Origin of the sequence: Massilia sp. PWRC2 (assembly GCF_049896725.1) — a bacterium.
Classification (GTDB): domain Bacteria; phylum Pseudomonadota; class Gammaproteobacteria; order Burkholderiales; family Burkholderiaceae_D; genus JAFCUW01.
The window spans coordinates 1-8,147 of the sequence record NZ_JAFCUW010000021.1; the positions used below are offsets into that span (position 1 = coordinate 1).

An 8,147-nucleotide genomic window follows, 5' to 3' on the forward strand; every position below is an offset into this window, starting at 1 on the left:
CTGGTCGTCCCGCATGGTCATCACGACGGCGCGCTCCTGTGTCGTCAGATGGGTATAGATTTTCGGCATGGCAGCACCTTACAGCAAAGGGTGTTGCACTTGGTTTTAGAGGCTGCCCTTCATTAACTACGAGTGAATGAGTAGCTTGGAGTTCAAAATACTTCTTTAGTTCAATGTTTTGAGAGAAAATTTTCCTGGCGTATCAGTTCGCAAATAGTTTCTTTGATTTATAACAATCCGAGCAATGTCCCTCTCATTGCTCAATTGAACTAAATCAACACAGAGTAGCAGCGCGAGCACGTTGGCCGTCGCCGCAGGGCGCAGCGCCTGCGTTGCGGTTGAAATGCTTGCCGTGGCAGCAGATCATGCGGCGCTGCCGCGATGAGGACTGCTTGCGTTTATCGACGATGCCGGCCGACAGGTGCGCAAGGTCTGCGCGATGGGGGCAATTCGCCCGCCTTATTCCTGCGTAAGAACACTGGAGGGCTTCGAGGACTGTCGTTACGATTTAGGCGCGGTGGTTGGCGATGGTGGGGAGCGCAACATGATGGGCCTCTGAGCAAGGTTGGCACCGATATCGGGCTTACTGCTGCGAGATGCATTTTTTTTCGTGACACCAATTGTAATGCGGCTGACCGCGTCCATGCTGACCCCTTTGGCTAATGCAGGTGAGGTCACCTGTAGCCCATAATTACCGCTGCCGTCCGGGCGATAATCGAGGAACTGGGGATCGGCAGTGATCGTATTTCTCGCTCTGCCGCGGCGCAGCGAGATAGGCTGGCCGTTTTTAAAAACTAAATTGTTGGCGACTGTGTTGTTTGCACCGGTACAGTCGTGCCGAGGGTAGCAAAATTCCTTGATGGACGTCGCCGGGTTGTCGTAAACAATGTTGTTGATAACTTTTGTATGGTTCAGCACCGTTCCATCCGGGCCATCCCCATTACCCAGTATGATACCCCCGCCCATATTGGAGGAACCGTTGGCGAACAAGGTGTTGTTGGCGATCGTCACGGCGGTGGCGGCGTGCCATAGGTGGATACCGTACGCTGCCACCCGATACACCAGGTTATTCATGATGTGTCCGCCGTGGTTTGACGAATAAATACCATGGACGCCGTTGCAGCTGCCTGGGCTGCCAATATCGTGGATGATATTGCCGATGATATCGCCATTCGACCCGGTGAAATTGCCGTTGTCGATGCCGGCACCGCCGTTTGCCGTGCAGCCGCCGCTCACTGTCAGGTGATGTACGTGATTGCCTTCGATCAGGGTGTGCGAGCCCAGATTCAAAATGCCGATGCGACCGCTGCCGCTGACATCGAAGCCGCTGATGATGGTGAAGTCGCCGTGGTTAGTCCAGACCGCATCCTTCCCTTGACCCAGCAGATGCGCGCCCCATTGTATGGTTGACACAAAGTGGACAGGTGCGTCAGCTCTGCCTGCATTGTAGGTGCTAATTTCTCCAATGTACTGGCCTGGCGTCACATGGACTGTACTGCCTGCGGTAGCCACACTGGCGGCGCGCCCGATGGTACGGAACGGCAGTCGCTCCGAACCAGGGTTGCTGTCGCTGCCGGCCGGGCTAACGTAAATGTCCCCTTGCTCGGTGCTGGCGGAGGTACCGGCCTGAGCCACTGATGCTGTCGCCGTGATCGGCAGCGGAATCGCCGCTTGTGCTGGCAGCGAATTCGACTCAACAGTTGCTGTCGTTGACTGCGGCTTTGCCCATTCTGCTGGCGATGGTGTAAGAGAAATTGCCACAGCGCGCTGTTCGACCGAGGTGCCTTGGCCGTGCGTCAGAGTTAAAGTCAACAAAAGGGCAGGCATAAAAAATCGCTTGTTCATCCGATTTCCTTTCAGCCAATACGCTGCCCATGCTATCTGATCGTGGCGAAGGTCTGTACTGCCGTATCAATATCGCATTTGATAGCGACAGTAATCAAGATGCTGAAATTAGGTTCGCTCTTCTGCCTTGTGGAATCTCAATTCATCAGTCGAATTGCATTTCATACTAAGTCGTAACGCGTCCGGTGTGGAGGCGACTTACGCCTCATCTAATCCATGAACAATCCCAGTGCCTCTTCTGCAGCGGCTTCAAAAGTGAAGGCGCGGCCTAGCCTGACGGTGGCGATAGGCTCTACAGTTGCGCGTCAAATTTTTGCCAGCGCGCTGTATTTTGTAAGCCTATGGATCACGACGCGGACCTTGGGGCCACAGCAAAATGGTGTGCTGACAACGCTGATGCTACTTCCCCAGACCTTGTTTGCATTTCTGAACCTTGGCATCGGTCCCAGCAATGTCTATCACTTGAGCAGCGGCAAGGGAGACCATACCCGCATGCGTGTCACCAACTGGTGCCTCGCTGTTGGTTTGTGGATTGTCATCGCTGTGGTTTTGTTGATAAGCAGCAATCATCTGATCGGGCGCGTTCTTCCTGGAATTGACAAAAATGCTGCGCTTCTGGCCAGTCTACTTTTCCCGATGTTGCTGCTAGCAGCTTGGTCTTCGGCATTAATTCAAGGGCAGCGCGATTACCGCACCTACAACCTCACCTTGTTGATACAGCCGGTGGTATTTTGCATATCTATTCTGTTGCTCAGGGCCGCCGACATGATTACACCGGTGGCGGTTGTCTGCTGCACCATCGTCAGTCAGTGTTCATTATGGCTTTCAAGCGAGCGGCGCATTGGGCGCTTTGAGACGTCGACGTCAGCGCACTATCGTCTGTCCGGTGTCTTATTTTTTGGATTGTGCGCCCATCTGAGTAACGTCATCACGTTCCTTAATTATCGCCTAGCACTTTACCTGGTCAGTGTCATGCTGGGTGCTACTGCGGTTGGCAAGTACGCCCTTTCCGTGCAGTTGGCGGAGGTGTTCTGGCTGGTATCTGGCGCCGCGGCGATGATTGTCTTTCCCGAGTCGGCTGCCAAGGAACGCACACCTGCCCAGTTGCAGAAGATGATCGATCAGGTTGCGCTTGTCGTCGTCCTCGTCACGGGAGGCGGCGCCTTGCTTGCTGGCTTCTTGGCTTCCACTGCCATCCCTTGGGTGTTCGGCGAAGATTATGCCGGCAGTGTGACGCCTTTCCTTATTTTGTTGCCTGGTGTTGTGCTGTGGAGTTATATGAGTGTGATTGCCAATTCACTGGCAGGAATGGGATTCCAGGGCGTCAATATTTGGGGTGCGTTGCTGTGCTTGGGGATCAATATTTGCGGCGATCTATTGGCAATTCCCCGCTGGGGAATGCAAGGCGCAGCCATGGCATCCTCGATTGCCTTTTCTTGCACGGCACTTTATACAGTGTTTGCCGACAAAAAGATCATGAACAAACGCGTTCAGGCGGGTCACGTATGAAGTCCAAGAAGCTGATGATGGTAAGTACAGGTTTTCCTTACGGCCAAGGTGAGTCTTTCATCGAGGCCGAGCTTGCTTATGTGAGCGATTTTTTTGCGAAAGTGACACTGGTGCCCAGTTTTTCGGCGCCGCATACGTCGCCCCGAGCGACGCCGCACGATGTCGAACTTGCCTATGCCAAAGCACGGTGGGGTGCCGCGCGCGTGATCCATGTGATCAGCTCGTTCATACGGGCGTTGGGGCGTCAACCTTGGCTGGGCGAAGCAATGACTATTCTTGGCCGGGCGCACCGAATTGAGAATTTGAAGGAGCTGGCGCGTTCGCTCTACCGGGCGCGACTGTTTGAGCAATTTTTGGAGCGACAGTTTGCTGCCGGCAAGCATTATGACATGATTTATTTCTATTGGATGGTGCCAGAAATTGCCGGCGCACTGTCGTTTCGGAACAGGTCGTCGCTGGAAAGTATCAAGACAATAACGATCGTCGCCCGCGGTCATGGCGGTGATCTTTATGAAGAACTCCGTCCGGGGGGCTATGCCGGTTTGATTGACACGATCACCGCTGGCATTGATGCCGTTTTTTGCATTTCTGAACACGGAAAAAAATATCTTACCGATAAGTATCCTGAATTAAAGCCCAATTTTCATTTGGCACGGCTTGGTGTTGTTGATCCTGGCTTTATCAATCCGCAACCGCAGGACGATATTCTGTCTATCCTCTCTTGTTCCTTCATGGTTCCAGGGAAGCGCATTCACCTAATCATACAAGCCATTGAGTTTTTATTAAAAGTGCACCCTCACATGCACGTGCGATGGACGCATATCGGTGATGGTGAACTATTTGACCAGTTACATCTGCAAGCAAGCCGGCTGCTCAGTAGTCACAACGTCGAGGTGGTATTGAAAGGCTACATGCCGCAGGCCGCCGTGGTCGCATACTACCGCGATGCCGCTTTTGATGTGATCGTCAATGTCAGCGATTCTGAAGGCATTCCCGTCAGCCTGATGGAAGCGAGTTCCGTTGGCATTCCGATGGTGGCGACCGATGTCGGTGGTAGTAGCGAGATCGTCAACGCCGCCAATGGCATTCTGATTGAGGCATCCGCCAGCCCGGCAAGAATTGCCGCAGCGTTGTTAACATTTACCAATAAATCGCTTGCCAGAAGCTATCGCATCAGAGCGCGATCTGATTGGTCTACCTCGTTTAATGCGCAGTGTAACTATCTCAATTTTGGCCGAGCGCTATTGCGCAGTATGGAGCGCTCGTGAGTCACTTGATCGCAGACAAGCTCAGTTCTCGTTATGCGTTGCTGGCGTTATTTGCGTCCTTATTTTTGCTGTTCACACCGTTTGAACAGTCCGGGCCACACCCGACGATGTTCCCAAAATACTTCGCTGCCGGCGCGGGGATGTTCATGCTGGCACCCTTGGTGATAATCAAGCAGATGAGCATCAGGATGGCGGCGATAATGATCTCCCTGGCTGTTCTCACCATATTATTTCATACTATAGTTATTAAGCCGGTACCGGCCCAGTTCACTTTATTAATACTGGCTAACGGTGCGCTTGCACTCATGTTGTATGAAGCGAGCTACCGTTGGCGCAAAGAATTTGTTATATCGGTCTCATCGCTGCTGCTGATTAACGCAATTTTCATCATCGTGCAGGCAGTTTTATTTTATGTGGTTACCCACAGTATTTTTGATTTCCACAAGGCGCTGTTTGGATCTGATAGCCGCTTTGCAGAAGATTACCTCAACATCGCCCGATTCTCTGGAATTCAAGTCGAACCTGGCACCTATGCCAACTATATCGGTTGCCTCACCGCCATCCTGTTACTGGTTGCTGAATTTTCCGCCAGAATATTATGGATCGCATTTCTCGCAGTCTTGTCGATCTTTCTGACTAATTCAGGATCTTCGGTGTATTTCGTACCGGTACTCATCGCATTAATGGCGTATTTGTGGCGTAGTAAAATTAGAATGGTGCATTTGCTCGTGCTGATAGTTGCCATTTTCGCTTATTTATTTTTCTCCGGTGTGCTGAACCATTTGGAGGACCGTTTTTTTGAACATGACGATGGTAGTTTGTCTCATCGTGTCGAAGGGATGCACGCGTATATGACTCAGAGTATCGAAGAGAAATTTTTCGGCGTTGGCTTTGGTTCAGATCCGTGCGTGCGCTGCTATTACCAGGATATTGGTGTCGCCTTTAATCTTGTCACCCGGGGCGGCGCACTAGTGACGCTGGCGCTGGTATTGATATTGGCTCGTTCGGTTGCTGTCAATGGACCTATTTTGGCCATCATCCTATTTTTGATTCCTCTTAACGAGAAAATGTTCTTTTATGAAGCACCGATTTGGCTGTTTTTGCTGCTTTCGTCCACGAGTCTGCGTGCATCTCCAATGCAACTATCGGACGCCTCAGCTTCACGGCGGCCTGCGGGGATTTTTATGCAAGACTGGGGCGTTCCCAACAACTGGTGGTTGTCAAGCTAGTTGTCGCCTGACCTGATCATCATGCTGCTTTTTTGAACCGTGTGTTCTTCTCGATTTCTGCTTCGTTTCTGCTCGTCTGTTCCGGATTGAGATGGACGATGGCGACGAGATTCCAGTTGCGCGTATCGCCGCTCCAGCGCTCGGGATGTGCCATCTTTGCTTCCTGGTATACCTCGGCCCGCTTGAGCAGCAGCGCCGCGTCCATTCCCGCGTGACGCTGCGCAGGCGTCACAAACCGGATCGCGCTGTGACGGTGTTCATGGTTATACCAATGAACGAAGCTGCCAACCCACTGCCGTGCTGCCAGCAGGCTGTCGAAGGCCTTTCGTGGATAGGCCGGCCGGTATTTCAGGGTCTTGAACAGCGACTCCGAATAGGGGTTGTCGTTGCTCACGGACGGACGACTGAACGAGGGCATCACGCCCAACGCCTGCAGGGTAGCGAGCATGGTCGCGCCCTTCATCGGGCTGCCATTATCGGAGTGCAGTACGACCTGCTCCGGGGCGATGTTCTCGCGCTGACAGATGTCGCGCACCACCTCGCCGGCAAGCTCACTGCTCTCCACATCGTATATTTGCCAGCCGACGATTTTGCGGCTGAAGATATCCATGAACAGGTAGAGATAAAAGTAGATGCCTTTTATCGGCGTCGGCAGGTATGTGATATCCCAGCTGTACAGCTGGCCGGGAGCGTTTGCCGCAAGCGCCCGCGGCTTGTGCCGCGCCTGTGCGGGCCGCTCGGCGCCGCGATGGCCAAGCTGCTTGTGCGCCTTCAACACGCGGTAGAAGGTCGATTCCGACGCCAGGTACACCCCCTGATCGGCCAGGCGCGGCACGATCTGGCTGGGCGGCACGTTTGCGAACTCATCGGAGTTGGCGACAGCGAGCAGGCGAGCACGTTCAAGCGCGCTGAGTCGGTTGTTCGGCGCCTGCACGCGCGCCGGTCGCCGGTCGCCGCGCAGCACGTCCCGCTGCCAGCGCTGCAAGGTCCGTTCGCTCAGCGAGATGGCGGCGCATGCTTGGTCTTGGCGCGCACCGGCGCCGACTGCTTCGGCAACCAAGGCCATCACTGTAAGGCGCTCTGGCAGGACGGTCATTTGGCCTCGTCCTCCCACAGCGCCCGGAACTTTTTTTGCAGGATCAGTAACGCTGCCGCCTCCGCCAATGCCTTGCCCTTGCGCAGCACCTCACGTTGCAATCGGTCGTTGTCTTCCTTGAGCACGCGCAGCGCTTTCGCCTCCGCGGGATCGGCTTTCTTAACCGTACAAAACGCTGCTTGCCACTCGATCAGATGATGAGGAAAAATGCCATGTTCGCGGCACCACGCACTCAATATTTCACCATTTATACCGTGCGTTTCATGCAATGCCACCAGCTGCTCCTGGGCGCTCCAATCCTGTGAGCGCTTCTCTTTCGTCGCCGGGGTTTTCGTCTTTGCCACTGCTTTCCTCACCATCCAATTTTTTAGCGTGTGGTAATTGACGTTGATGTCGTCAGCGACTGCCTGCACGCTCATGCCGCCACGCGAGAATACCTTGACCAAGGCCTGTTCTACAAATGCTGGGGAATACCTTGCTTTCATCTTGCGCCTCTATCTTTGGAAGAAATTTAGAGGCGACAACTAGTCTGACACCAGGGGCAACGCTGCCCCTGAATCCCGTCATAGTTGGTGATTCAGTACCTCAATTGTGTTTGAGTAGGGAAGCAATGTTTAATTCATGGCGGCGGACTGGGTACACGCAAGAAGCGCAGAGCTACATTGCAAATCTTGCCATGCCCCTGCATGTCTGCGGTATTTCGCGTTGCTGAACTGTAAGCGTCCAGTCCACCCATCTATGAATTCCTGATTGTGACGTCCACACTGGTTTCTTCGATTATTGAGGAGAAAAATAGTGGCGAGCGCAGCACGTAAAAAAGAGTGGCAGAAACTGGTGACGCAGTGGCGGGCCAGTGGCCTGTCCCAGCGAGCATTCGCGCTGGAACATGGCGTGACGCAGAAGCAGATCAGTTATTGGTCGCGCAGTCTGGCGGCCACGACGCCGTTGCCTGAATTCGTCCCTGTTCGCGCGGTCCCCCTGTGAATGAAAGGGACTTCCCCGTTCCTGAACCTACGGTGAAGCAACGTTTGTAAGCCGACGTGGTCTAAACGAATTTGGCGAATTAGTCAGCCACAATCGAAAAGGGGAAGTCATGAAAAAGTTTACCACTCCCGCAGCAGCCGCACACGATGTCACGGTCGTGGGAATCGACCTGGCGAAGAACGTCTTTGCCATTCACGGCATCGACGCCAGCGGCAA

The 8,147-nt window shown here is 53.6% G+C and carries 6 protein-coding genes; 4 read left to right on the forward strand and 2 right to left on the reverse strand.

The window, feature by feature from the left end; all coding sequences use genetic code 11:
- Positions 1 to 501: 501 nt before the first annotated feature.
- Positions 502 to 1,845, reverse strand: coding sequence for a DUF1565 domain-containing protein (locus ACP7BZ_RS22545; protein WP_426117381.1), 1,344 nt, complete (start codon positions 1,843 to 1,845; stop codon positions 502 to 504).
- A 216-nt stretch (positions 1,846 to 2,061) separates the two neighbouring features.
- Between ACP7BZ_RS22545 and ACP7BZ_RS22550 the strand changes: the two genes are divergently transcribed.
- Genes ACP7BZ_RS22550 through ACP7BZ_RS22560 form a run of 3 tightly spaced genes read left to right on the forward strand, consistent with a single transcriptional unit; the run spans position 2,062 to position 5,851 of the window.
- Positions 2,062 to 3,354: a lipopolysaccharide biosynthesis protein gene (locus ACP7BZ_RS22550; RefSeq protein ID WP_426117383.1), complete on the forward strand. Its 1,293-nt coding sequence runs from the start codon at positions 2,062 to 2,064 to the stop codon at positions 3,352 to 3,354.
- The gene (locus ACP7BZ_RS22555; RefSeq protein ID WP_426117385.1) at positions 3,351 to 4,622 is read left to right on the forward strand and encodes a glycosyltransferase; all 1,272 of its coding nucleotides are present in this window, start codon (positions 3,351 to 3,353) and stop codon (positions 4,620 to 4,622) included. Before ACP7BZ_RS22550 ends, ACP7BZ_RS22555 begins: the two co-directional genes overlap by 4 nt.
- The gene (locus tag ACP7BZ_RS22560; protein WP_426117387.1) at positions 4,619 to 5,851 is read left to right on the forward strand and encodes an O-antigen ligase family protein; all 1,233 of its coding nucleotides are present in this window, start codon (positions 4,619 to 4,621) and stop codon (positions 5,849 to 5,851) included. The genes ACP7BZ_RS22555 and ACP7BZ_RS22560 overlap by 4 nt, the downstream gene beginning before the upstream one ends.
- A gap of 19 nt (positions 5,852 to 5,870) precedes the next feature.
- Here the strand turns inward: ACP7BZ_RS22560 and ACP7BZ_RS22565 are convergent.
- Positions 5,871 to 7,432, reverse strand: a protein-coding gene (locus ACP7BZ_RS22565) for an IS3 family transposase (protein WP_426117389.1) whose coding sequence is annotated in 2 segments (ribosomal slippage) — positions 5,871 to 6,976 and positions 6,976 to 7,432 — 1,563 coding nt in all. Because the reading frame shifts where the segments join, the coding sequence is not laid out codon by codon here.
- Between the two features lie 310 nt (positions 7,433 to 7,742).
- Here ACP7BZ_RS22565 and tnpA point away from each other — a divergent pair.
- A complete protein-coding gene (gene tnpA, locus ACP7BZ_RS22570; protein WP_426117391.1) occupies positions 7,743 to 7,931 on the forward strand; it encodes an IS66 family insertion sequence element accessory protein TnpA in 189 nt (62 codons plus the stop codon).
- The last annotated feature ends 216 nt before the right edge of the window (positions 7,932 to 8,147 follow it).